The 23080-nt window shown below is 40.9% G+C and carries 24 protein-coding genes and 3 pseudogenes; 12 read left to right on the top strand and 15 right to left on the bottom strand.

The genetic code is table 11. The features are described from left to right. Positions 1 to 491: 491 nt before the first annotated feature. Positions 492 to 1046 (bottom strand): Dps family protein, encoded by a 555-nt coding sequence (locus tag IQ259_RS00135; RefSeq protein WP_193879038.1) that lies wholly within the window; start codon positions 1044 to 1046, stop codon positions 492 to 494. 485 nt (positions 1047 to 1531) lie between these two features. Between IQ259_RS00135 and rimP the strand changes: the two genes are divergently transcribed. From rimP to IQ259_RS00105, 6 genes are all read left to right on the top strand, one after another. Beyond that, positions 1532 to 1993, top strand: coding sequence for a ribosome maturation factor RimP (gene rimP, locus IQ259_RS00130; RefSeq protein ID WP_193879035.1), 462 nt, complete (start codon positions 1532 to 1534; stop codon positions 1991 to 1993). Between the two features lie 171 nt (positions 1994 to 2164). Next, positions 2165 to 3448 carry a transcription termination factor NusA gene (nusA, locus tag IQ259_RS00125; protein WP_193879032.1) on the top strand — a complete coding sequence of 428 codons (1284 nt, stop codon included), beginning with the start codon at positions 2165 to 2167 and terminating at the stop codon, positions 3446 to 3448. 147 nt (positions 3449 to 3595) lie between these two features. Further along, positions 3596 to 3871 carry a YlxR family protein gene (locus tag IQ259_RS00120; RefSeq protein ID WP_193879029.1) on the top strand — a complete coding sequence of 92 codons (276 nt, stop codon included), beginning with the start codon at positions 3596 to 3598 and terminating at the stop codon, positions 3869 to 3871. Between the two features lie 465 nt (positions 3872 to 4336). Then, entirely contained in the window at positions 4337 to 7462 is a 3126-nt protein-coding gene (gene infB / locus IQ259_RS00115) for a translation initiation factor IF-2 (protein WP_193879026.1), read from the top strand. Between the two features lie 125 nt (positions 7463 to 7587). After that, complete coding sequence (locus IQ259_RS00110) at positions 7588 to 8217, top strand: low-complexity tail membrane protein (protein WP_193879023.1); 630 nt, start codon at positions 7588 to 7590, stop codon at positions 8215 to 8217. Positions 8218 to 8329: 112 nt separating this feature from the next. Continuing rightward, positions 8330 to 8524 carry a hypothetical protein gene (locus tag IQ259_RS00105; protein ID WP_193879020.1) on the top strand — a complete coding sequence of 65 codons (195 nt, stop codon included), beginning with the start codon at positions 8330 to 8332 and terminating at the stop codon, positions 8522 to 8524. Positions 8525 to 8671: 147 nt separating this feature from the next. Here the strand turns inward: IQ259_RS00105 and IQ259_RS00100 are convergent, their stop codons facing one another. From IQ259_RS00100 to IQ259_RS00060, 9 genes and pseudogenes are all read right to left on the bottom strand, one after another. Continuing rightward, positions 8672 to 9991: a DUF58 domain-containing protein gene (locus IQ259_RS00100; protein WP_193879017.1), complete on the bottom strand. Its 1320-nt coding sequence runs from the start codon at positions 9989 to 9991 to the stop codon at positions 8672 to 8674. A gap of 64 nt (positions 9992 to 10055) precedes the next feature. After that, positions 10056 to 10499: a type II toxin-antitoxin system VapC family toxin gene (locus IQ259_RS00095; protein ID WP_193879014.1), complete on the bottom strand. Its 444-nt coding sequence runs from the start codon at positions 10497 to 10499 to the stop codon at positions 10056 to 10058. Between the two features lie 2 nt (positions 10500 to 10501). Beyond that, positions 10502 to 10774 (bottom strand): DUF2281 domain-containing protein, encoded by a 273-nt coding sequence (locus tag IQ259_RS00090; protein WP_193879009.1) that lies wholly within the window; start codon positions 10772 to 10774, stop codon positions 10502 to 10504. Positions 10775 to 10832: 58 nt separating this feature from the next. Continuing rightward, positions 10833 to 11783: a MoxR family ATPase gene (locus IQ259_RS00085; protein ID WP_193879006.1), complete on the bottom strand. Its 951-nt coding sequence runs from the start codon at positions 11781 to 11783 to the stop codon at positions 10833 to 10835. A 385-nt stretch (positions 11784 to 12168) separates the two neighbouring features. Further along, positions 12169 to 13257 carry a DUF4350 domain-containing protein gene (locus IQ259_RS00080; RefSeq protein ID WP_193879003.1) on the bottom strand — a complete coding sequence of 363 codons (1089 nt, stop codon included), beginning with the start codon at positions 13255 to 13257 and terminating at the stop codon, positions 12169 to 12171. A gap of 81 nt (positions 13258 to 13338) precedes the next feature. Beyond that, positions 13339 to 13953 carry a DUF4129 domain-containing protein gene (locus IQ259_RS00075; RefSeq protein WP_193879000.1) on the bottom strand — a complete coding sequence of 205 codons (615 nt, stop codon included), beginning with the start codon at positions 13951 to 13953 and terminating at the stop codon, positions 13339 to 13341. A gap of 8 nt (positions 13954 to 13961) precedes the next feature. Then, positions 13962 to 14447 carry a DUF2243 domain-containing protein gene (locus IQ259_RS00070; RefSeq protein WP_193878997.1) on the bottom strand — a complete coding sequence of 162 codons (486 nt, stop codon included), beginning with the start codon at positions 14445 to 14447 and terminating at the stop codon, positions 13962 to 13964. A gap of 97 nt (positions 14448 to 14544) precedes the next feature. Then, entirely contained in the window at positions 14545 to 15276 is a 732-nt protein-coding gene (radC, locus tag IQ259_RS00065) for a DNA repair protein RadC (protein WP_193878993.1), read from the bottom strand. Positions 15277 to 15523: 247 nt separating this feature from the next. Further along, a pseudogene (locus IQ259_RS00060) lies at positions 15524 to 15643 on the bottom strand (IS982 family transposase); the annotation flags it as partial. A gap of 512 nt (positions 15644 to 16155) precedes the next feature. Here IQ259_RS00060 and IQ259_RS00055 point away from each other — a divergent pair. From IQ259_RS00055 to speB, 3 genes are all read left to right on the top strand, one after another. Then, positions 16156 to 16491 carry a hypothetical protein gene (locus IQ259_RS00055; RefSeq protein WP_193878990.1) on the top strand — a complete coding sequence of 112 codons (336 nt, stop codon included), beginning with the start codon at positions 16156 to 16158 and terminating at the stop codon, positions 16489 to 16491. 286 nt (positions 16492 to 16777) lie between these two features. Then, a complete protein-coding gene (locus tag IQ259_RS00050; protein ID WP_193878986.1) occupies positions 16778 to 17233 on the top strand; it encodes a response regulator in 456 nt (151 codons plus the stop codon). A gap of 67 nt (positions 17234 to 17300) precedes the next feature. After that, positions 17301 to 18338 carry an agmatinase SpeB gene (gene speB / locus IQ259_RS00045; protein WP_193878983.1) on the top strand — a complete coding sequence of 346 codons (1038 nt, stop codon included), beginning with the start codon at positions 17301 to 17303 and terminating at the stop codon, positions 18336 to 18338. Between the two features lie 70 nt (positions 18339 to 18408). Here the strand turns inward: speB and IQ259_RS00040 are convergent, their stop codons facing one another. Continuing rightward, a complete protein-coding gene (locus IQ259_RS00040; RefSeq protein ID WP_193878980.1) occupies positions 18409 to 18681 on the bottom strand; it encodes a hypothetical protein in 273 nt (90 codons plus the stop codon). A 335-nt stretch (positions 18682 to 19016) separates the two neighbouring features. Here IQ259_RS00040 and IQ259_RS00035 point away from each other — a divergent pair, with 335 nt between their 5' ends. Beyond that, complete coding sequence (locus IQ259_RS00035) at positions 19017 to 19427, top strand: hypothetical protein (RefSeq protein WP_228014259.1); 411 nt, start codon at positions 19017 to 19019, stop codon at positions 19425 to 19427. A 43-nt stretch (positions 19428 to 19470) separates the two neighbouring features. Beyond that, positions 19471 to 19572: pseudogene (locus tag IQ259_RS26965) on the top strand (LuxR C-terminal-related transcriptional regulator); the annotation flags it as partial. A 626-nt stretch (positions 19573 to 20198) separates the two neighbouring features. Here the strand turns inward: IQ259_RS26965 and IQ259_RS00025 are convergent. The 3 genes from IQ259_RS00025 to IQ259_RS00015 form a co-directional block, all read right to left on the bottom strand. Further along, entirely contained in the window at positions 20199 to 20927 is a 729-nt protein-coding gene (locus tag IQ259_RS00025) for a DUF3891 family protein (RefSeq protein ID WP_193878974.1), read from the bottom strand. A 133-nt stretch (positions 20928 to 21060) separates the two neighbouring features. After that, entirely contained in the window at positions 21061 to 21756 is a 696-nt protein-coding gene (locus tag IQ259_RS00020) for a manganese catalase family protein (protein ID WP_193878971.1), read from the bottom strand. Between the two features lie 245 nt (positions 21757 to 22001). Further along, positions 22002 to 22274: a GlsB/YeaQ/YmgE family stress response membrane protein gene (locus tag IQ259_RS00015; RefSeq protein ID WP_193878968.1), complete on the bottom strand. Its 273-nt coding sequence runs from the start codon at positions 22272 to 22274 to the stop codon at positions 22002 to 22004. A gap of 234 nt (positions 22275 to 22508) precedes the next feature. Here IQ259_RS00015 and IQ259_RS00010 point away from each other — a divergent pair, with 234 nt between their 5' ends. Continuing rightward, positions 22509 to 22859 (top strand): phage holin family protein, encoded by a 351-nt coding sequence (locus tag IQ259_RS00010; RefSeq protein WP_193878966.1) that lies wholly within the window; start codon positions 22509 to 22511, stop codon positions 22857 to 22859. A gap of 25 nt (positions 22860 to 22884) precedes the next feature. Here the strand turns inward: IQ259_RS00010 and IQ259_RS00005 are convergent. Beyond that, positions 22885 to 23080, bottom strand: a pseudogene (locus tag IQ259_RS00005) (IS630 family transposase); the annotation flags it as partial.

Below are 23080 nucleotides of genomic sequence, written 5' to 3'. Positions count from 1 at the left end.
GCCCGCAGGGCTTTACAGCACTTTTTCAAGCCTGGGCTGTCCGGAAATCAAGAAGTGGGCGAGAAAAAACAATTACATATCTTCATCTTTTACTATCTTATGCTCCTGACGCTTGTTTACTGATTCAGCGTCTCTACTTTTTTGTGCGCGCAGTTTTAATTAATTCTCAAAAAGTAAATTCTCGATTATGTGAGAGTAATTTTTATTTAAGCTAATCATAATTCCAATTATTTAGATATGATTTTCATGCTTGTATTAATATTGACCAATCTCAAAAATATTTTTTAAATAAAAATATTTCGCAGCCACTTAATTGCGAATAATTTTTAATATGTCTCTCTAACGATTATTCCATATGCTGATTTTTTGTGTATTTAAATAAAAAATGCAGAGAAGCTGATTACTTCTCTGCATTTTTTATCTTTTGTTAATATCGGGTGCTAGGATATTTTTCTTCAGTCTCTACTAGACTAAACTAGACAAGGCGAATTCTAGTTTTGGGCAGGTTGTACAAAACCTAAAGTTAAACTATCTTTTGCCAAGAAATGACCTAAGTGATAAGCCCGTTCTTCTGTTTTTAACAGAATTTTTTCGTACAGATAGCGTGTGCCACGGTCGCCCAAGCTCTCTGCCTGAGCGGCTTGACGGCGAATTACGTTGATGATTGCTTGTTCTGCTACTAGGTCATTTTCTACCATCTTCCGGGAAGAATATACGCCATCAGATTCCTGCTCGAAACAAGTTAATTCTGCCAGTTTGCTGAAAGAAGCTGCGGGTACGCCACCTAATCCATTTAATCTTTCACCAATTTCATGAACGTGGTCTTGTACTTCGTCGTAACTTTCATTAAAAAACTTATGTAGTGAGTAAAATTCTGCACCTTCTACTACAAAATGGTGTTTCTGGTACTGCAAGTAGAGTGCCTGAAAACTAGCTAATACGACGTTTAATCCTTCTGTAACTGGAGCAGTAACACTGTGGTCTAACAATACAGGATTGTCATAAACCTGACCAAAATTTTGTAACAAAGTTTGCGTATCAGACATGGTTCTCCTCGCTTTTTCACAGTTATAGCTTTTAACTGCTTAGTTTCTACATATTAACATTCTAAAAATAGAAGCAAGTCCAGAGAATATCATAAATTTTTAATTTTTTTGTTGGTAGAATTGCAAATTTTTACTCTTAGTAGACTCTATCTATACCTAATTACATAGTGCGTAGCTACTGCCATTGTGGAGATATTATCTTTTACAGCATATTTTTAAGAGCCATGGGAGAAGATACAGGCTTTCACAGGCTCAAGCGATCGCTAACCAATGGCGTTCAGCATTGGTGGCAGTAATTTTTTTTATGCACCGACTTCCTCCCCCTGTCCTTGAAAGGAACAAGAGAACTAATGACTATTGACTATTAGAGAAATGCGCTACACTCAATTTAGGGCGAACTATCATCAGTTCGTTACAAGACTTCTTGGAAGATATCCCTATCGCAGGAAGTGGGTCGAAGCCCACTTTTTTTATTGAATTTTCGCATGACTCATCCGTTAGTCCCACAAATTATTGATTTGGCGACACCAGTAGCAGAAGAACTGGGATTAGAAGTCGTTGGCGCAGTGTTTCACACCAACCAACGTCCACCAGTCTTGCGGGTAGACATCCGCAATCTCCAGCAGGATACTGGTTTGGATGATTGTGAAAGGATGAGCCGCGCTTTAGAAGCCTGCTTAGATGCAACGGAGATCATTCCAGATACCTATGTTTTGGAGGTGTCTAGTCCTGGTATTTCGCGCCAACTGGAAACCGACAGGGAATTTATTTCCTTCAAAGGATTTCCTGTAATTGTTTCCACTTCGCCACCCCACGACGGACAAGCAGAGTGGAATGGTCAGTTGATTCGCCGGGATGAAACCAAAATTTATTTAAACCAAAAAGGTCGTGTAGTAGAGATTCCTCGTTCTCTAATTACTAGGGTGCAACTAGACGAACGTCAGTAAACGAGGGATTAGAAGTTAGCAGAGACTAGGTGCTAGGGGCAGGGGACTAGAGTCAAACTAATCTCTAATCCCTATTCGTTAATGCGTAGTTTTGAATTTCTGTTTTCTTAACCCTAGCTTCTCAATTCTAGCCCTTAGCCCTTAATCCCTAATTTTTAAAGGAGATTGCTTATGTCAATGGTTAGTCTACCAGGTTTAAAAGAATTAATCGAAAGTATTAGTCGCGATCGCAATTTACCTCGTCTAGCAGTGCAATCGGCAATTAGAGAAGCACTGCTCAAAGGTTATGAACGTTATCGTCGCGCTCAAAATTTAGAACGCAAGCAATTTGATGAAGATTACTTTGATAATTTTGAAGTCGAACTCGATATCGATGAAGAAGGCTTTCGCGTCCTCTCAACAAAATCTATCGTTGAAGAAGTTAGTAACACCGACCATCAAATTTCTTTAGATGAAGTACAACAAGTCGCCCCAGAAGCTCAGTTAGGTGACTCTGTAGTATTAGATGTCACCCCTGACCAAGGAGAATTTGGTCGGATGGCAGCCATGCAAACCAAGCAAGTCCTGGCGCAAAAATTACGGGATCAACAACGCCAAATGGTGCAGGAAGAGTTCCAAGATTTAGAAGGAACTGTACTGCAAGCCAGAGTCCTGCGATTTGAAAGACAGTCAGTGATTTTGGCAGTCAGCAGTACTTTTGGTCAGCCAGAAGTAGAAGCCGAATTACCAAAGCGAGAACAACTACCAAACGATAACTATCGGGCTAATGCCACCTTTAAGGTATACCTAAAAAAAGTGTCCCAAGGTCAGCAGAGAGGTCCACAACTTTTGGTATCTCGTGCAGATGCTGGGTTAGTAGTATATTTGTTTGCCAATGAAGTCCCCGAAATCGAAGACGAAGTAGTACGCATCGTTGCTGTAGCGCGAGAAGCCAATCCTCCATCCCGTTACGTCGGCCCCCGGACTAAAATCGCTGTAGATACATTAGATCGCGATGTTGACCCAGTGGGTGCTTGTATTGGCGCTAGGGGATCACGCATTCAAGTCGTAGTTAATGAACTGCGCGGCGAAAAAATCGACGTGATTCGTTGGTCACCAGATCCAGCAACATATATTGCCAACGCTTTGAGTCCAGCTAGAGTAGATGAAGTCCGGCTGATGGATCCAGAAACCAGACAAACTCACGTATTAGTAGCCGAAGACCAACTGAGTTTGGCAATTGGGAAAGAAGGACAAAACGTGCGCCTAGCAGCCCGCCTAACTGGTTGGAAAATTGATATTAAAGATAAAGCCAAGTACGACTACGCAGGTGAAGATACAAGATTTGCCGCAGCCCGCGCTCAAGCTCAACTAGAGCAAGAAGCAATGGAACTAGAGGAAGATGACATGGATATGGAGGAGCAAAATCAACAAGAATTAGAAGATGAATCTTTTGACCCTAATGAAGAAGAGTAAATTAGCTTTGGACAGTTCTGCTAATATTTACCTCGGTATGAGTTTTAATAACTACTTGAGAAAAGATGAGGTATAAGTAAAAAATTCGCTATGCTAGACTGACCATCGCCTAAAAGTTTTTGACCGCAGGCCGCCTATAGAAAACTAATGAAACCAAATTATCGGCGTTGTATTAGTTGCCGCAAAGTTGGCTTGAAGCAAGACTTTTGGCGGATTGTCCGCGTCTTTCCATCTGGAAAGGTACAATTAGATCAGGGCATGGGGCGTTCTGCCTATATTTGTCCGCAAGCAAGTTGCTTGCAAGCGGCAAACAAAAAGAATAAATTAGGGCGATCGCTACAAGCAACAGTGCCAGAAACACTGTATCAAACATTGTGGCAACGTCTAGCTCCAAGTCATCACCAAAATCAAATCTCAGGTTGAAAAACTTGGTGGCGGTAATCCCCAGAGGGTTGTGCCGAAAGCCGAAAAACCTCGTGCTGAAGACATACTCTCTGTAATTGTTGGGGTTAGTGCCAGAATAGTAAATGGGTGTAATTAGCAAGCGGCTCTTTAATTTAAAAAGGAACCAAGCAATACCCCCAAAAGTTTTACTAGATTGTGTTGTGGAAGACTCAGAATCAGCAAAACAAAAAACTACAAAATGGCAACCTGGTAGCGCTCAGGCGCAGTTAGGCATCAAAAGTTCCGATAAAAAAAATTTATGGGGGCTAGTCAATTACCATTTTTGGCACAGATGCCAACATTAACCCGAAACATCTCTCTTTCCTGATTGGAGGCACCGGCAAAATTACCAAGGGCAACCGAAAAACAGTGATCTAAGGATGGAGATGTCGCACTCCCAGGCAACCATCCGCCAAAAAACTGTAAATTAAAGGGGAAGAGTGGATGAACAACGGCAAAGTTAGAATCTATGAATTATCAAAGGAATTGAATTTGGATAACAAAGAGCTATTAGCAATTTGCGACCAGCTCAATATTGCGGTCAAAAGCCATAGCAGCACAATTTCAGAATCAGAGGCAGAACATATCCGGACGGCTGCTGAAAAATTGGCAGTAACGAATGGAACACCTAAAAGAGAACTAGGAACAACCACCCACAAACCAAATTCACACCAAACTGGCTCCCATAGCCGACCTGCACCACCACACAAACAACAAATTTTGGAAATTCGCAAACCCAAAATATTGAGAAATCCTAACACCAATGCCCCAGAGGCATCAGTTGCTACCAACACTCAATTTGCTTCCTCTGAAGTCAATTCTCCAGCACCTCCACGGCCTTTCGCTACACCAGTCTCATCCATGAAGCCGACGGCACCAACTCGACCTGTACCCCGGAATCAGTCTGAGATTTCACAAGCACCTGCTGTCACAGACACGACCCAAAAACCGAATACTCAAGCAACAGAGAATATAGCAGCAGAAAAACCAGAAAAAACTGCTGTTGCCAAGTCTAGACCGGAAAAACCCCAAAAACCGCAACTATCTGCACCTCCTGCAAGACCAGAAGCGGAAGCGGAAACAGATGATGCAGTTAGTAATCAGTCAAGTCCGGCAGAAAAACCGATCCTGAAACGCGATCGCGACCCAGTTAAACCGACAAAGGCCGGTAAACCATCTGGCACAGAAACATCGCAAACTCCTGTGCAGAAGCAGAGTCGTCCCACTCCAGGCCCTGTTAAACCAGAGCAAAGAACCAATAGACCCACTGCACCAGGATCAGGAGACGGGCCACGTCCCCACAGACCAGTCAGGCCATCAGAACAAGTGGCAGCAATGCCAATTGCGACTCCGCCTAGTAGACCAGCAGCAGGAGCAACAGCGAAAGCCGGATCGGAAGATGATGCTGTAGTGCCAGACCTCTTAGATTTGAAGCGGCCAACGCCGCCTCGTCTAGCCAAAGGTGGGAAAAAGTGGCAAGAAGAGGAAATCATTGACGAAGTTAAAGAAAAAGCTGGCAAGGGAGTCCTCAAAGGTAAGCGGGTCAAACCGATTCTGGATGATGACTTTGAAGATGAAGATTTACTAGATGAAGAAGGTCTAGAAATACCTGCTACTGTCCAGGCAAGTCTTTCCATAGCTCGTCCGCCCAAACCGAAAGCGGCTCGACCAGCACAGCCAGCAATTGCCGCTGCGATCGCAGCTCCAACTTCTAGAGGCGCAAAGAAACCTCGTTCTCATCGCGGCGACCAAAACCAAAATCGTCGGCAAGAAGCAGAGCCAAAACGCGATCGCCCAGAAAAAATTGTGGTGACAGGCTCCCTGACAGTGCAAGAACTAGCCAATGAACTGGCAGTTGCGGATACAGAGATCGTGAAAGTCCTGTTCCTCAAAGGAATGGCGGTGAGCATTACCCAAAATCTGGATATTCCGACCATTACCTTAGTAGGTAAAGAGCTAGAAGTAGAAGTTGAAACTGCCGAACCAGAAGCAGAAGCCCGTAAAGTCACAGAAATGATCGACGTGGCAGATTTAGAACATCTGATCCGTCGTCCGCCAGTAGTGACAATTATGGGTCACGTAGACCACGGTAAAACAACCCTACTCGACTCAATTCGCAAAACCAAAGTTGCGGCTGGAGAAGCTGGTGGTATTACCCAACACATTGGTGCCTACCATGTGGACATAGAACATGAAGGTAAACCTCAGCAGATAGTATTCTTAGATACTCCTGGTCATGAAGCCTTTACAGCCATGCGAGCGCGTGGTGCTAGGGTGACAGACATCGCTGTTTTAGTAGTGGCGGCTGATGATGGAGTGCGTCCACAAACGGTAGAAGCTATCAGCCACGCCCAAGCCGCAGAAGTGCCAATTGTGGTGGCTATTAACAAAATAGACAAAGAAGGCGCACAGCCAGACAGAGTGAAACAAGAACTCACCCAATATGGTCTAACGCCAGAAGAATGGGGTGGTGAGACAATCATGGTTCCCGTGAGCGCGATCAAAGGAGAAAACCTCGATACGCTACTGGAAATGATTCTCTTAGTGGCAGAAGTTGGAGAACTTTCTGCTAACCCTGATCGCGTTGCTAAAGGCACAGTAATTGAAGCGCATCTGGATAAAGCCAAGGGAGCAGTCGCTACCTTGCTAATTCAAAACGGCACACTCCATGTGGGAGATATGCTCGTTGCAGGCTCGGCTTTTGGTAAAGTCCGGGCAATGGTTGATGACCGCGGACGCAGAGTCGATGTGGCTTCACCTTCCTTTGCCGTTGAGGTATTAGGTTTAAGTGATGTACCCGCAGCCGGAGATGACTTCGAGGTCTTCTTGAACGAAAAAGAAGCTCGTGCCATTGCCAGCGATCGCGCCGACAAACAACGTCTATCACGACTGTTACAGGGACGCATCACCCTCACAACCATATCGGCTCAAGCACAAGAAGGCGAGTTGAAAGAACTCAACCTGATCTTAAAAGGCGACGTGCAAGGTTCTGTAGAAGCGATCGTCGGTTCGCTGAAGCAAATTCCGCAAAATGAGGTGCAAATCCGGATGCTGTTAGCATCGGCTGGGGAAATCACCCAAACAGATATTGACTTAGCCGCCGCCAGTGGCGCAGTCATTATTGGCTTTAACACCACCTATGCTAGTGGCGCTAGACAAGCTGCTGATGAGGCCGGTGTGGATGTTCGGGAGTATAACATCATTTATAAACTCCTCGAAGATATCCAAGGAGCCTTAGAAGGTCTGTTAGAACCAGAGTTGGTGGAAGAACCCCTCGGTCAGTGCGAAGTCCGTGCTGTATTCCCAGTGGGCAAAGGAGCCGTTGCCGGTTGTTATGTGCAATCTGGTAAGCTGCTTCGCAACTGCAAACTGCGAGTGCGTCGCGGCGGTAAGGTGGTTTACGAAGGTGTCCTTGACTCCCTCAAACGGATCAAAGATGACGCTCGTGAAGTCAATGCCGGTTATGAGTGCGGTATTAACGTAGACAAATTCCACGACTGGGTAGAAGGTGACATCATTGAAGCCTACCAGATGGTTACTAAGCGTCGTACTCTGACATTGACAAGATAGTGGTCAATGCTAAGTGCTGAGTTAAAAGGTAAAAGTTAAGTGTGTTGAACTGAGAATAAGTTAGTTCCACACCTAAAACTTAAAATTTAAACTCAGCACTCAGAACTTAAAATCAAAACTTTTTTATGTCCTCGTTTCGCTCTGAACCTATATTGTGGATTCACATTGCTGGATTGGCGACACTGCCAATTTTTTTGCTAATGTGCTTGTTGTTCTTATCTGTGGGTGAGCCACTTTTACCAGTGTGGGGTGAGCTATTTTTAGTAGCTATTATTGGCGTTGCTCCACTGTTGTGGATGCAGCTACGCCGTCCATTTTATATATATTCTCTTTTGGGAGTAGCTCTCAAACCCGAAAATCTCACCGAGCAACAGCGTAAGATACTTTGTTTAATTAATACTAAGTTAAACCGTTTACTGTCCTTGGTAACAGCGATAATATTAACTCTGGTGTTGTGGCAGCTTTACAAGGCTGTTCCCCAGGTACAACATTTAGCCAGCTTTTTGCCACAGTGGCGCGGTTTGGGTTTAATATTGGCTGCTTTAGCTTTTTTAGCAAGTAATTTATTTTTACAAATTCCCGTGAGTGTGGCGCGAATTTTAGTGACTAATGACACAGAATTTGCTGCCTTAGAACCGTTATCTTTAGAAAGAATTAAGCATGATTTCACTATTTTAGGGGTGCAAGTTAATCAAATTTTACCCAGGTTGTTTCAATCCTTAATCGGGATCAATAGAAACTCGCAGCAGCCCTAAAAATTGGAACCTGATAAATATTTTGCAGATTACACACTGTTTTATATGGACAGCTTTGTATTTGCTCAAAACAAAAACTGCCATAACTGTTAAAGTTAAGGAATAAGGGACTATGACTCCAACTACTGCTGCTAATCGTCAATTTCCCGCTGATACCGAAATTTGGTATAACCTTAAATGTGCGATCGCTACCAGTTCCGGTTTCCAACGCTGGCAACTAGAACGTGATACCCAATTACAAGGGCTGCGCCTGGAACAGCAAGTAAAAAAATATTTAAGAGAAACTTTAGAAACTTTAGCTTACTAAAATCAAGTTAATCTGGGCGACTTGCTGATCAGAGCAAGTTTAAAGGAAAGCATTCTTACAGTGCTTTCCTTTAATTTTGGCTATACCATTTCACGTTAATCACGATGCACATAAATTTGTATCAAATTTTTTGTGAAATCGTATGTATCATAGCTGATTTCTGGCTTTGAGTTGCAGATATCTTTCAACTAACTGATCGGTAATCTGATTTGCTGGCGCATCTAGTACCAAGACACCTTTTTGCTTTAGTTGAGCAAAAGCAACCTGGCGCTGTGCTAATAAATCTAAAGCCACAGCACGACTATAAGCTGCTGTCACATCTTGAGTGAATGTATGTGCTAGGCGATCGCTTTGGGGATCTCGGAGAGTGACGCAGAACGGTAAATAGCGGGGTGCTAACCGCGACAGTGCAGCCAGCAGTTCTGTAGAAGCGGTGACATCTACTAAATCAGTGATGACTACCACAAGTGCGCGACGAGTTTGCCGTTGCACTACATTAGTGACAGCCCCTAAATAATCAGATTCCAGTAACACTGGTTGAATTGGAGTTAAACAATCAATTAACTTACCGAGATGAGATTGGCCGCGTTCTGGAGAAATCCATGTGTGCATCTGACGATCAAATACACCCACTCCAACGCGATCGCCCCGATGTAACCCCGCTAATGCTAAAGATAAGGTAGCATTCAATCCCCAATCAAATCGCTGTAAGCCCTGGACTTGCGCCGTCATCAACCGACCGCGATCTAATAAAATGATTAAAGTTTGCTCTTGTTCTGGTTCCAACACCCTAACCAACGGTGGTGTATTACCTCCAGTTCGACGCGCAGTAGCTTTCCAATCAATAAATCGTAAATCATCGCCAGTGCGATAGTTCCGCAGTTCAGCAAACTCCGTACCAATCCCCATGCGCCGAGATTGGCGAATTGAACCAGAGGATTGTAACGTTAGACGGATAGAGAGCGATCGCAACCCCACTAAATCAGGATAAACTTTGACGGGCAAACTTTGTGGAATCTGCCAATCATCCCAAGCTAATCCCCAAGTTCCCAACTGTCGCACTTGAATATTTCCCCAAGTAAATTCTCCTCGTTGTGTCGGGTGGACAGTGTAAGTTAATTCTTGAGTGGTGCTTGCGGGAACAGTAGCGCTGAGTGTAGGTGTAGACACGCCAAATTCGGCGGGATAGTAATCACGAATTTGAATAATCGCGTTGGTATTGGCCGATGTCACCGCCAACATCACCGGATTATCTCGCCCAATGGATAAGCGTTGCGGTAATTCGCGCTTAACTTGCACCCGCAAAGGACGGACTCGCAAACCATCAACAATCATTAATCCTAGAACGATCGCATCAAATAATAAAGTCAGGGCGATGCTGACGGGAATGGTGATCAATAGGGATAGGATGGGAGCGATCGCAATTCCCGATATCAATAAAAAATAAAGTCTTTGAGAAGGAACCATTTTTAAAATATTTATAATTTTTTGCTGATTGTTGAATTAGAAAATAATTATTTTTGTGAGAAATCTAAACCCAACTTTCCCAAGCAATTTCTCGTACTTGTCCCATTCGCTCAAAGTCACTATCACATGAAACAATGATCAATGAATGGCGTAAGGCTGTCGCCGCTATCCAAAGATCATTTTCACTAATGCCTATAGTATTTAATTGAGTGGTGCTACGTTTAATTTTTTCTTTTGGGCCAAAATGCTTGATTAATTCTGATTTAAAATCGCCATAAATTTCTGTGATTTCTTTATCAATTCCATATAAGTTAATTCGCTGCAAAAACGAATTTATTTTTATTAAGTTAGCAGCTTTTTGTTGCGAATTTTGTGCCATAAAGCGCAACTCTCCAGCAACAATGACACTAGTTACCAGTTGTATTTGACCAAGCGATCGCAAGTGATTGGCAACACTAGGTACACCCTCCATCAAGAAGGAACAGTGATTGGTATCAAGAAGATACATGATTAAAATTCAAGTTGCAGTCGGCTTTCATGAACTAGTTGCAGACATTCTCGGATATCAGAACCTTCCCAACTCCCGACAAATTCTAATAAATCTTCGGCTGTGGAATTGGTCAAAGTATCTGCTGCTATTATTTGTTGAGAAATTTGATTGTTTAATGATATATTTTCTGGTTGGTGTTTGGCTTGCAAAAACTGAATAAAATCTAAAATTTCCTGCAATAAAGGTTCAGGTATTTTTTCTATTTCTTGTTTAATCTGTTCTTTAATTGTCATTTTTACCTCGATATTTATCCAATTGTAAACCATTAATTGTCTTATCAATTTTCATCATTCATCTAGGGACTTGAACTTGATTAATTACCGACGCAATAATCGCATCAATTTGTAAACCGTCTAGCATTGCTTCTGGTTTGAGAAGCAAGCGATGGCGCAAAAGTGGCGAAGCTACAGCTTTCACATCATCTGGTGTGACAAAATCACGTCCAGCTAACCATGCGGCTGCTTGGGATGTCTGTAACCAAGCACCAGTAGCACGGGGTGATGCACCTAAAGCTAAATCGGGAAATTGACGCGAAGCTCTCACCAACGCTAAGAGATAATCGATAATCTTTTCAGATACTTCTACTTTTTTAACTTCTTGTCGTGCTTGTAAAATGTCAGCTACTGTAGCTACTGGTTTTAAGCGACTAATGTCTATACGTCGCGCTGCAAATCCGGCTTGACGATTGAGCAACATTTGTTTTTCTGCGGCTTGGTCGGGGTAATCTACTAATAGTTTGAATAAAAACCTGTCTAACTGCGCTTCTGGTAAAGGATAAGTACCTTCAAATTCCAAGGGATTTTGTGTAGCAATTACCCAAAATAAATCTGGAAGGGGTAAGCTTTCACCATCCAAAGTGACTTGCATTTCTTCCATTGCTTCTAACAGCGCCGCTTGTGTCTTGGGAGGAGTGCGGTTAATTTCATCTGCTAGTAGTACTTCGGTGAAGACTGGCCCTTTTTTCAGTGTGAAACTGCGACTGTTCAAGTCAAAAATATTTGTCCCAGTAATATCTGACGGTAAAACGTCTGGTGTGAGTTGAATGCGGCGAAACTCACCTTGAATTAATTGCGCTACAACTTTGACTAGGAGTGTTTTCCCTGTTCCTGGTACACCTTCCAAAATTACGTGTCCGCCAGATAACAACGCTACTAACAATTGCTGTACGAGGCTAGATTGTCCTACGATGATTTGATTAAGCTTTTGTTCAAGGTCAATAAATACAGAATGGTTTTGGCTCATAATTTTTCAGAATAGAATTTAGAAGTTAAAAATCAGAATTCAGAATGAATTCTAGACAATGCCTCAAATTAATGTGAATTTGACGAACCTCTTACTTCCACCTCCTCTACAAGCTACGGTGTACACATCAATTGCATCAACCTGCAATGCTAATTCATCGCCTTGCAATGCTATTCATCGACTTGCAATGTTAATTCATCACCTTGCAATGTTAATCCATCGACTTGCAATGCTATTCATCGACCTGCAATGCTAATTCATCGACTTGCAATGTTAATCTATCGACCTGCAATGTTAATCTATCAACTTGTAAAAATTAACCTACCTTACTGGCATGACAATAGGAGCGAGGTTTAAAGAGAAGTTAAATCCAGTCTATATTGGTTTACTTTTGAATTTTCCTAATAGCTCCCCATTTTGCCAACCAGCTTAACAGTTCTCGTTCACTGATGCGCTGTTTTCGGGTTGATGATTTTAATACTGTGTCCAGTTCTGCTGCACTTTTACCTGTTTTCTCTTGCCAAATTTGCAACAGTGGTTGCTGTTCTAGCGGTATTGTTCCTAATCCTAAAGCTTTTTGCAGTTGTAGTTGTTCTTCTCTACCCACCATTTCTACAACAAAGTCGCTGGATTCCGCTTTTTGCAATACTCCCGCTAAGGCTTGGATATATGCTTGGCTGTTGTCTATAACTGGCGTATCTAAGGCTATTGGTTTACCAAAGCGTTGATTTTGCGCCCAAATTAACACTAATAGTAAAATTCCTACTTGAACTAGTGCCGGTAAGAGAGGAGTTTTTGCAAAATAACTCCATAAGTCACCTTGGCCTTCACTTTGCCTCACGTCAGCATCTTTATAACCGTGAATATATTCATCTACAAATAATTTGTTGTCTTTTTGACTGACTAAACTTGCTAGATACTGGAAATTACTTAAATTATCTTGGTAAGCATTGGCAGCTAAATAGGGCGTGCTAGAAAAAATTACCTTGCCTTTATCAGCTTTTTCTTCCCAAACAATAGCACCAAAGCGATCGCCTAAATCAATTCGCTGCTTGTCGGCTTTTACATTACGTCTGCGTGTAGCAATTTTAATATCACCAAAACTTGATTTTTGCAAAGAGTGAAAGTTAGCTTCTGTTACAGATGTTTTGACACCTAAAATTATCAATGTATTGCCTTTCTTCAACCATTTCTGTTCATCTAACAACAAATAAGGTTCTCTGGGGTAGCTACTAACCCGCAGCAGAGTAACTGGGGTTTTTTCTGCTTTGAAATCGTCAAGAGGCTTTTGCCAACGCTGAATAGTAATACCCTGCTGTTGCATAAAAGCATACCAAGCACCATAGCCATCAGCAGCCCGACTATAAGTAGAACCAGTGTAAATTTTAGTGTTAGGAGCGGCGAATAGGCTAAGTAACATTATCACACCAAGAGCGATCGCTCCTATCCAAGCAATGCGGTTTGAACGTTTCATAAATTTTGGTCAATAATCGTTTGTCATTTGTCCTTTGTCCTTTGTCAAAAGGCTAAACGTTTAAATTTCATACTTAATACTTCATACTTGTTGACTAACAATCTCCTGGTATGCTTGCTGACATTGCTGATAATTTTCTGGCAAAATCTCAGCATTACCAAAACACAATCGCTCGTGGATAGTAATTAAGGTTTCGTAAGGCTGTACTGGGGTGACATTTGAGCGGAGCAATTGTAAATACTCACCATCTGTGCGACTAAATTTGTGAGGGACGAGTTTAGTATCATGCAAGTGCTGCAAGATTGCCAAGTAAAGACAACGACAAGCCTCACGATAGTTACCCTGACGGTAAAATTCTTGCGATCGCTCCAACAACAATGCTACAGATAAATCACTAGCGCGATTTTTGCTCGCAGCATCAAAAGCATCTTTTCCCCCAAATAGCCAAGAATATACATAAGGACTAAATTCTTGCCACAAGCGCCAAAGCACAACCGCCAAAAATAACGCAAGTATTAGCCAAAACAAAAACGTCAGCACATTACTCAGCCAAGGACTAATTTTCCATCCTGGAGACAAGCGCGGTAAAGAACCTTGAAAGCGCTCAAACTGATATTCAATCCATTCTCCGACTTGTTGCTGAAACTGAGACAGCTGCCAACTCCAGCTAGTTTTTTCAAATGTATCGGTGGACATAGAGGGAACTAGTAACTTTTTTTGCTCTTTTGTAGCATTATCCAGCCAATTAAAACAAGCAACGCCCCAAATACGAGAAATCCCAAATCCCACGCCAACTGATTTGTACCTGGTTTTACATGATGAATACCTAGAATTTGGTGGTCAATTATGCCTTCAACTACATCAAATAATCCAGCACCAATCAGCAAAGACCCAAAAAAAGTTTCGGATGACCAATCAACATTTTTACGACCGCCAGCACGCCACAAAAGGATGATTCCTGTCACAGTCAATACAAAGTCTAAGGCATGAAACAACCCATCCCAGACCATGTTTAAATCTATATTCGAATCGTTTGTCAAAGGTTTAACGTTACTGAGCATATGATGCCATTGGAGGATTTGGTGCAGCAAAATTCCGTCAATAAAGCCACTTAATCCAAGACCTAAGATAATTCCAGCAATAATTAGTGGTCGCTGCTGATACACATTTTCATTCTGTGTCACAATCATTAACCTCACATACAGGTTTTGTGATCACAATAGATTTGTTGTGTGTAGAATATCTTCTATCTTTTGGTATTTCCTTTAACCCTATCCGTCTGAAGCTTTAATCACCTTGAGGATAATCATTCCACAAAGTTGTAATTTCGCGTAAACTTTGGTGATTTCCATTACCTAAAATTACATGATCTAGCAACGGAATACCTAACAACTGCGCTCCTGCTAATAATTGACGCGTCAATTCTATATCTTCTTGACTAGGTTCAACGTTCCCAGAAGGATGGTTGTGGGCGACTATTGCTCGTGTTGCACCTTGACGAATCACCTCCCGAAAAATTTCCCGTGGTGAAGCGAGGGTTTCTGTAGCAGTACCAATAGTAATTACTTGCGTACCTAACAAACGGTTCTTAACATCTAATAAAAGTACGGCAAAACGTTCTTGCGTCTGCCACATTAAATCTTGACTAAGTGCGGCCACCGCAACCATCGGGCTATCAATTGGTGTTTTATCTAAAGGACGGGATTGAAACGCACGTTTGCCAAGTTCTACCGCAGCTAAAATGGTTGTGGCTTTTGCGGGGCCAATACCAGGAATTTGCATTAACTCAGCCGGGGTTACTTCTCGTAAAACTGCCAATGGGTCACGTTGGTGTTTGCTTAATTCTTGCAAAAGATACTGCCCTAAACCCACGGCTGAAAGTTTTCCAGGCCCTTGACCAGTACCTAAAAGAATTGCAATTAATTCCGCTGTAGCTAAAATTTTTGGGCCATGAGTCATCAAACGCTCACGCGGACGCTCATTTGTAGGTATATCGGCAATTCTGAGGCAATAGGTCATAGAAGCACTAATAAAATAGTTACCTAGATGGAACTATTTTTAGTTATCCCTTGCTTGCGCCCATAATTATCCTAAATTGTGAAAATCTTTAATTTTGGTAAGTTACGCTAAGTAGAAAGGTGCAAATAAACGGAACTATGTAACGGAAAGTAAAGTAGCTTGAAAACCTCTTCCCTTCTGCCTTCTGCCCTCTGCCTCCTGCCTTGTCATAACGACAATTTTTAACACCGACCTACTTATATGCGACTTAATATTCTGTAACAAGTTCGTCGAACTGAAGATGCCCATAATTGTGGCGATTAAGCCAGAAACAGACACTATGAGCTAAAATCTTGCGATTGAGACGACTGGTAAGATGCCACATATCTGTTCATACACTGGTCTTGTGTAACGAAATAATAAGTCGCACGTCGCGTTATATACCAATCCTGGTTGATTGGTAGACATCAAGAAGCTCAAAACCCCGACTTTCTTGAAGGATACTCTTGACGAATAGGGAGTCATATTCCTTAATAAAGCTTGTAATATTAGCAAACGTGAACTCAATTGAACGATACATAAAGTACATCTGATTGAAACCCTTGATGAGTTAACCCCAAACCTGATTATCAACGCAGAAACAACCGCAACTCCCGATGGGGAAATCACATCAATTATTCATCAACATTTGGCTCAAAAAGACTTGCTACCACGAGAACATGATGTAGCTGCTTATCCATTAGTGGTAAGTCATCAGGTTCATCCAGTTTCACTGAGATAGTTTAATTTATGTTACATTAGCGGAGTATTTACTTTCAATTAATGCTACTGTTAGTTGAGATACATAAAAATATATTTAATTTGTTTATTTAAAATGTTAATCCTAATCTAACAAAATTGATGCTTGATTTTCATACCTTAGCAGAATTTTCTCGCAGCAACTGTGTTGGTATTTGTGTATTTCTTGTACCAGCTAACTTAATTGCCACGCTATTAACTATAATCATGACGGTCTTACGTCGCCCAATACATCAAATACAGCCAGCCGTTAGTATTGCCATTATTTTTGCTTTAGTGATGATACTACACGTATATACTTGGTTTGTTATTGGTATAGTCATGGCTCCTACCTATATTTTATTGTCTCTAGCAATTAGTTGTTTGTTGACTAATATTGCAGTGATGATTTTCTACAGACGCTTTGTTAACAACTCTAATCTTTCTAAAACTGCCTAATAGAAACTAATTGACAAACAGTACCCAAGCATAAACGCCAACAGGTAAATACAGATTTATACTAGTAATGAATCTGTATTTACCTGTAATTTTTTTACCTATTAAAATTTTTGAGAAAATAAGCAATAGTCAAAATAAAGTCTTTAAACATCAATCTCTTTAAATATCTAAGATTAATGTCATGGTAGCTTGATTATAAGTTGCCCAGTGGTAGTCAGCCGCATACTGACTACTACTGGGAATTTCTCCGTAATTGATTAGGCCAACTAAGGAGACACAGCTTATCATGACAAATAACTACGAAGATTCGCATCTGCAAGATGATATAAAAAATTACCAATCTTTAGATGGTTTACAGATTCTTGTAGTAGATGATAGTGAAGATAGTCTTTTTTTGACTAGTTTTATTTTAGAAAGCTACGGAGTGCAAGTAACAACAGCAACATCAGCTTTAGCAGCACTGGAAATAATCAAAAATTCAAGATTTGATATTTTAATTTTTGATATTGCGATGCCAAAAGTAGATGGATATTCTTTAATTCGCAAAGTCAGACAAATGTTGCGGTTGCAAAAACAACTGACACCTGCCATTGCTTTAACTGCTTTAAATTCGGAATATAGCCATAATCTGGCGTTGTTATCTGGTTTTCAAAGTTATGTCAGTAAACCTGTAGAACCTAATGTTTTAATAGCTGAAATTACGAAACTTTTGAGATTTTATGAATGGGAAAATAGTGAATGACCAGTGCGATCGCTAAAATACATACAGACAGCATAATTTCTACCCAGGTAAATCCAGCAGGCGATCAATGATTAACCAATTCCAAAACTACAATCCTAGTGGTGTAGGTGAAATTAATGGCAACCTCTTTGGTTTGCCATGTGATTATGAGTCAGCAAACTTAATCGTTTTTGCAGTACCTTGGGAAGTCACGGTTTCCTATGGTGCAGGTACAGCAAAAGGCCCACAAAGAATTTTGGATGCTTCAATTCAACTGGATTTATTTGACTTTGACAACCCTGATGGCTGGAAACAAGGAATTTTCTTAGTTGACATTCCCCAAGATATTTTAGAAAAAAATAATTACTATCGTACCTTAGCTGCCCAAATTATCGAAAGACTCGCACAAGGTAAATCCCTCGCAGATACGCCAGACTTAACCCCAGTTCTGACAGAAATTAATCAAGCTTCTCAACAGGTGAATCAATGGCTATTTACCCAGTGTCAAGAAGCAATGAATCAAGGTAAGCAAGTCGCAGTGATTGGTGGAGATCACAGTTCGCCATTGGGTTGTTTCCAAGCATTAGCGACTACATATCACAACTATGGCGTTTTGCATATTGACGCACATGCAGATTTACGCAATGCCTATGAAGGATTTGAATTTTCCCATGCGTCCATTATGTTCAATGCTTTGAAGCTACCGCAAATCTCTAAGTTAGTCCAGGTAGGTTTACGTGATATTAGTCATGATGAAGTCCAAATGATTGACCAATCTCATGGTCGGATTGTTGCGTATTATGACCCAGCCATCAAGCAAAAGCTTTATTCTGGAACCACTTGGATTGATGTATGCCGCGAAATTATCAGTCATTTGCCAGAATATGTTTACATGAGCTTTGATGTGGATGGCTTAGATCCGAAACTTTGCCCAAATACAGGTACTCCTGTTGCTGGTGGGTTAGAATTAGAGCAAACGTTCTGTCTCTTGCGTGAGTTAGTGAATAGCGGGAGAAAAATTATAGGCTTTGATGTTTGTGAAGTTGGTGATGCAGAGTGGGATGGCAATGTAGGTGCGCGAATTGTGTACAAGTTGGCGAATTTAATGAAATTATCTCAGCGATGAGAGCAGGCGATCGCATCTTGCCATAAAACCAGGCGAGACAAAGGGCAATTGCGCTTTCAGCCAACAGAACCTAAGATAATTTCGGTTGATGCCACAGGCACAAATTCAACTGTGAACAATAGTAATCTCCATCACTAATTTGCTGCTTGTGGTCAGCTATCCAATCGTAAAGTTTTGCTGCTCTTGCTAATGCTACCCCTTCAGAACGATAAAGTTGAGGACTAGGAAAGAAGACTTCGCCATTGATGTGTATCCCTGCAATCAACCAATAGTCGCTGCTTTCACCCTCTGGTAAAATTTCTAGAAAGCCGCTATTGTAAGGCTTGATTATTCCTATATTCATGTACAAAGCAATCGAACTCTCAAAATATAATGTTGACAACAATCATTTCTCTTTAATTTACCGAGGGTTTTCCGAAATAAAAGTAGTGTAAGCTCTATTTGTTATGGCTCAGATATTTGATATATGATTAGTTCTGTGTGAGATATGTATAGTAGAGTGACTTTAATAACGGCGTGCAGAAAGTAAATACTTAATTTTAAACACTATTTTATTGCAGTCTAAATTTTATTAGCTGATTTATCCAAGCTTTCAGATATGCTCTACAAATGCACTTTGTATCGGTAGCAAAAAGTATTTAAGCAATTAAACATATCGTAACGAGAGGATAAATTCCATTGACTGATAACACACTTCTACAAAGAATAAATCAACATCAATATCTGCGTGACTTACGAAATAAATTGCTACATCTTCATCGGATGTTACTAGATACAGAACGTATCTCCTATGAACAGGTTCGCGGACGAGTATCAAGTAGTGAACTCTTTCAATTGGTTGTTGCTGATGAGCAATTTGCTTGGCTACATTGTATTTCTGAACTAGTTGTGCAAATCGATGAAACCTTGTCATCTGATCAACCCATATCATTAAAAGATGTACAAAATTTGATCGCCAGTGGCCGGATTCTAATTGCACCATCAGAAGCAGGTAATGAGTTTGCTAGAAAATACTATGCTGCTCTCCAGCGTGAACCTAGCGTTGTGTTAGCACACGCAGAGGTATCAGAACTTCTGGCCAGCAAGTAAATCAGGTTAAGTGAAAAACAGAGTACCTACGGATGCGTCAGATGGAAAAACTAATCAAGAAATTGCTGTGGCGCTGTACATTCCATCTGGAACAGTGCGAGTTCACATCCACGTAATTTTACAGAAGTTAGGAGTCAATGGGAAAAGAGATGAAGAGAGGTTGCAATGCAACCTCTCTTCAAGACGTATAGTATTACCCAGGTTTTCATCAAGATGGTGCAGTTCGCAAAGTGTCACTTATAATACTTGCGGTTATCGAACAGCGGTGTTATCTTTTATTTGTGTGAGGAGCAAGTTGAAATTAAAAAGCGTCTGGGGTGGAAACACGGCAACACTCCCAGGCGCTTTTTATTAGAGATACATTGGAATATAACGCCTGTACTAAAATTATTTATCGAAAAATTATTTTACCTGAACCGGATTGGGTTAATTGCTACTAAGATAAAGAGTTGGCTTGAAGACTTAATAAAGTGTTACATAAAATACTTGCCATTCCAGAAAAGCAGTGATAACTTCTAGTTGTGTGTGAGGAGCAAGTTGAAAATAAAAAGCGCCTGGAGTGGAAACACGGCAACACTCCTAGGTGCTTTTTAATTTAGGTGGCAAGGACAGCATAATTTGTACAGTTAATAAACTGTCACACAACTGATTTACTAATTCAAAAAATAAATGCTATTTTATATTTGTGTGAGGAGCAAGTTGAAAAGAAAGGGCGCTTGGGGTGGAAACACGGCAACACTCCCAAGCGCTTTTTCATTTGTCTTGATTGTTTTAACTGGCGACAAAAGTCCACTCCAACACCTTAATAGGAGCTTCTTGGAGTGCTTGAACTAGCTCGGATGGAGTTTCAAATTTTACTTGGGATAAATTACAAGTTTCGACATTGACTGTAAATTTTTCATCCTCAAACGGCCAAGGCTGAACCGTAACGAAGGAATCGCTGCGTTGCATAATGTCATAACGTTGACCATCAGGCCCCTTGCTAATTTCTAAAAACCGCTCATCAGCAGGTAGCTCGTGCTGACAGAGAATAAGAGACAAGCGATCGCACCACTGCATGAATGCGTAAGCTGCATCAGCTTCGTCTTTGTCAATCCCCAACTCTTCAAGCAAATATTGCTGCTTTGGAACTTGCTCGTCTAAAAACTTGTCTAACTCTGGGGCTTTACCTCGATTAGTCTCATTTATCCGACACAGATGCTTAGAAATTAGTAGAGTTACCCAGCGTCCGCGATAGTGAGCGTTTTTAACCAGATTTGCCAATTTATCAACATCAATGTTTGGATTCAACATAAAATCCATCGGTGCGCCAGCTTCCGTGAGATTATCTTCTTCCCACTCTTTTTCTAAATCATCGTGATGAGAAATTGCTGCCAATGTTTCATATAACCGTAATGGAGCATTTTTCCGTCGCCACTGTCCTGCTATTTGCGCTGCAAGTAAAGCATGGGCGCGATGATAAATAACTTCCCAACCATTTTGTGTAGGCTTAACAATCACAAATCAATCTCCCTGAGATAGTGCTGACTCACAAAAAGTAGACAAAAGAACACAATAAAGTGAGCCAGGGAATAAACTCCCACTGACTCAAGTCATTATCATTGAGGTTGGACAAAGGAATTAGGAAGAAAACTTAGGTAGTTTTGCTTTCTAGAGGGTTAGCAACATATTTGAATGCAGGCTCAGAATTCCACGGGCCGCGCTCATCATGACCATTGCCATTACTTGACAAATTGTAGTAAATATCGACCGTTTCATCAGGTTGAATATTGCCAAAAAATGGATCTGTCAATTTACCCAGTGAATCGAGAGCCTTCATAAACATTTGAGTATGAGAAACTTCCCGCGTTAGAAGATGCACCAAAGTATTTTTAGTACCTTGATCTGTTGCTAACTTAATTAACTCTTCGTAAGTTTGACGAGCGCCAGCTTCAGCTGCAATGTTAGCCCTTAAATCGCGCACCACATCTCCACCTTCGTTGATGTAGCTTGCTGTCCAAGCGTTACCTTGGCTATCTAGAAAGTGGGGGCCGATACCGCGAATAGCAAACAGAGTACTTTTATAAGCCTCTGTTTGATCTGTGTTTTTAGTATGAGCCTCAATGAGTTTACCAACCATCTCTAAATGCCCAAATTCTTCAATGGCAATATCCTGCAACATATCCCGAATTCCAGCATTTTCCACATGGAAGGATTGCACCCAATATTGCAAAGCAGCTGTTAGTTCTCCGGTTGCTCCGCCGAATTGCTCAAGGAGTAACTGAGCAAAACGGGGATTGCTGTCACCAATGTTTACAACATGAATCGGCTCTTTCTTATGGAAAAACATGCAATGCCTCTGCGATTATTTTCAACAAAAATATAGTGGGCAATAAATTTTATTAACTTGGCAGCTTTTAGATAATTTTGGATACTGCCAAGAATATGATTAGTGTGTTGCTGTCTGAAAACTAGCTTTCTACAGTAGGCACATCATTACAATGAGTGAGAACCCGTGTTTCAGAGCTTGAAAGAGTATTATTTGGCAACTCACCAAGCAGATTCTCGATTTAATAATCGTCTATTGACATCAGCTTAGACATTACTGCTTCTTTGCAGCAGTCCCCATAGGTAAATAGCGATAATTGCCCCAATTACTGCAATAAATAAACCAGGGAGACTAAAACTTGTGGCGGTTAATTGCAAAGTTCCTAATTGCAGTAATGAATATAAACTACCACCAATAAAAGCACCAATAATGCCCAAAATCATTGTCGAAAGGATTCCGCCGCCTTGATAACCTGGGTAAATAGCTTTAGCGATCGCACCAGCTAAAAGTCCTAATATTATCCAAGCAAGAATATTCATAATGACCTCAAAAATCTCATCTGTATCCAGATTATCAAAATGAATTTATCAGCGTTTCCTCCAGATGAGGTAACTTTTGAAGTCAAAAGTTAGATAAAAATTTATATACCCATTTATAGATAAAAAACTATTTTTATATGCAGTATATTTACTTATTAACACTCAAACTTTAGTGATTTTTGTCTAAAATTTAGTTTGTTAGGCTCAATTTATAAAGAAGAAGGAGTTTTTATTATGCTTGGGTTAATAATTACTTGGTTAGTCACAGCTATCAGCTTTTTGATTATTTCTCGACTACCGATAGGAGTGGAAATAGACAATTTTGGTAAAGCCTTAATTACCGCCGCAGTTTTTGGGATATTGAATGCACTCTTGCTCCCGGTTTTAACATTATTCACCTTGCCATTTATTATTCTGACTTTAGGTTTATTTTTCTTGATTTTAAATTCAATTATCTTTAGTTTATCAGCTGCTATAGTGCCTGGGTTTCGCTTAAAATACGGCTTTTGGAGTGCTTTGCTTGGCTCACTTGCGTTGGCAATCATTAATTCTATTCTCTTGAGAGTCATAGCACCGCTTACTTGAGCAAAACAGCGAATATTCTATAGGACTAGTATTTGATTTCTGAAAAAGCTCCGTACATCTGGAGAGAGAGAAAATCAAAGGTAGTGTTTCGGAGAAACCACTCAAACATCCACTTTAAATGAGAGAATGTTGGAATTAAAGCGCAAAAACGTCTAACCCAGGTTTTTGCTTGTAACCAAATATCTTCTATAGGATTTTGGGATGGGCAGTTAGGAGCAAAG

This window comes from Fortiea sp. LEGE XX443, from assembly GCF_015206815.1.
GTDB lineage: Bacteria > Cyanobacteriota > Cyanobacteriia > Cyanobacteriales > Nostocaceae > Nostoc_B.
Note: the sequence above shows the minus strand (reverse complement) of the source record. Positions and strands in the feature narration are given on the sequence as shown.

What these genes read in the sequence shown, in the direction of transcription:
- IQ259_RS00135 (WP_193879038.1), bottom strand. Translation starts at nt 1,046, where the DNA reads ATGTCTGATACGCAAACTTTGTTACAAAATTTTGGTCAGGTTTATGAC.
- rimP (WP_193879035.1), top strand. Translation starts at nt 1,532, where the DNA reads ATGACTCATCCGTTAGTCCCACAAATTATTGATTTGGCGACACCAGTA.
- nusA (WP_193879032.1), top strand. Translation starts at nt 2,165, where the DNA reads ATGTCAATGGTTAGTCTACCAGGTTTAAAAGAATTAATCGAAAGTATT.
- IQ259_RS00120 (WP_193879029.1), top strand. Translation starts at nt 3,596, where the DNA reads ATGAAACCAAATTATCGGCGTTGTATTAGTTGCCGCAAAGTTGGCTTG.
- infB (WP_193879026.1), top strand. Translation starts at nt 4,337, where the DNA reads ATGAACAACGGCAAAGTTAGAATCTATGAATTATCAAAGGAATTGAAT.
- IQ259_RS00110 (WP_193879023.1), top strand. Translation starts at nt 7,588, where the DNA reads ATGTCCTCGTTTCGCTCTGAACCTATATTGTGGATTCACATTGCTGGA.
- IQ259_RS00105 (WP_193879020.1), top strand. Translation starts at nt 8,330, where the DNA reads ATGACTCCAACTACTGCTGCTAATCGTCAATTTCCCGCTGATACCGAA.
- IQ259_RS00100 (WP_193879017.1), bottom strand. Translation starts at nt 9,991, where the DNA reads ATGGTTCCTTCTCAAAGACTTTATTTTTTATTGATATCGGGAATTGCG.
- IQ259_RS00095 (WP_193879014.1), bottom strand. Translation starts at nt 10,499, where the DNA reads ATGTATCTTCTTGATACCAATCACTGTTCCTTCTTGATGGAGGGTGTA.
- IQ259_RS00090 (WP_193879009.1), bottom strand. Translation starts at nt 10,774, where the DNA reads ATGACAATTAAAGAACAGATTAAACAAGAAATAGAAAAAATACCTGAA.
- IQ259_RS00085 (WP_193879006.1), bottom strand. Translation starts at nt 11,783, where the DNA reads ATGAGCCAAAACCATTCTGTATTTATTGACCTTGAACAAAAGCTTAAT.
- IQ259_RS00080 (WP_193879003.1), bottom strand. Translation starts at nt 13,257, where the DNA reads ATGAAACGTTCAAACCGCATTGCTTGGATAGGAGCGATCGCTCTTGGT.
- IQ259_RS00075 (WP_193879000.1), bottom strand. Translation starts at nt 13,953, where the DNA reads ATGTCCACCGATACATTTGAAAAAACTAGCTGGAGTTGGCAGCTGTCT.
- IQ259_RS00070 (WP_193878997.1), bottom strand. Translation starts at nt 14,447, where the DNA reads ATGATTGTGACACAGAATGAAAATGTGTATCAGCAGCGACCACTAATT.
- radC (WP_193878993.1), bottom strand. Translation starts at nt 15,276, where the DNA reads ATGACCTATTGCCTCAGAATTGCCGATATACCTACAAATGAGCGTCCG.
- IQ259_RS00055 (WP_193878990.1), top strand. Translation starts at nt 16,156, where the DNA reads ATGCTTGATTTTCATACCTTAGCAGAATTTTCTCGCAGCAACTGTGTT.
- IQ259_RS00050 (WP_193878986.1), top strand. Translation starts at nt 16,778, where the DNA reads ATGACAAATAACTACGAAGATTCGCATCTGCAAGATGATATAAAAAAT.
- speB (WP_193878983.1), top strand. Translation starts at nt 17,301, where the DNA reads ATGATTAACCAATTCCAAAACTACAATCCTAGTGGTGTAGGTGAAATT.
- IQ259_RS00040 (WP_193878980.1), bottom strand. Translation starts at nt 18,681, where the DNA reads ATGAATATAGGAATAATCAAGCCTTACAATAGCGGCTTTCTAGAAATT.
- IQ259_RS00020 (WP_193878971.1), bottom strand. Translation starts at nt 21,756, where the DNA reads ATGTTTTTCCATAAGAAAGAGCCGATTCATGTTGTAAACATTGGTGAC.
- IQ259_RS00015 (WP_193878968.1), bottom strand. Translation starts at nt 22,274, where the DNA reads ATGAATATTCTTGCTTGGATAATATTAGGACTTTTAGCTGGTGCGATC.
- IQ259_RS00010 (WP_193878966.1), top strand. Translation starts at nt 22,509, where the DNA reads ATGCTTGGGTTAATAATTACTTGGTTAGTCACAGCTATCAGCTTTTTG.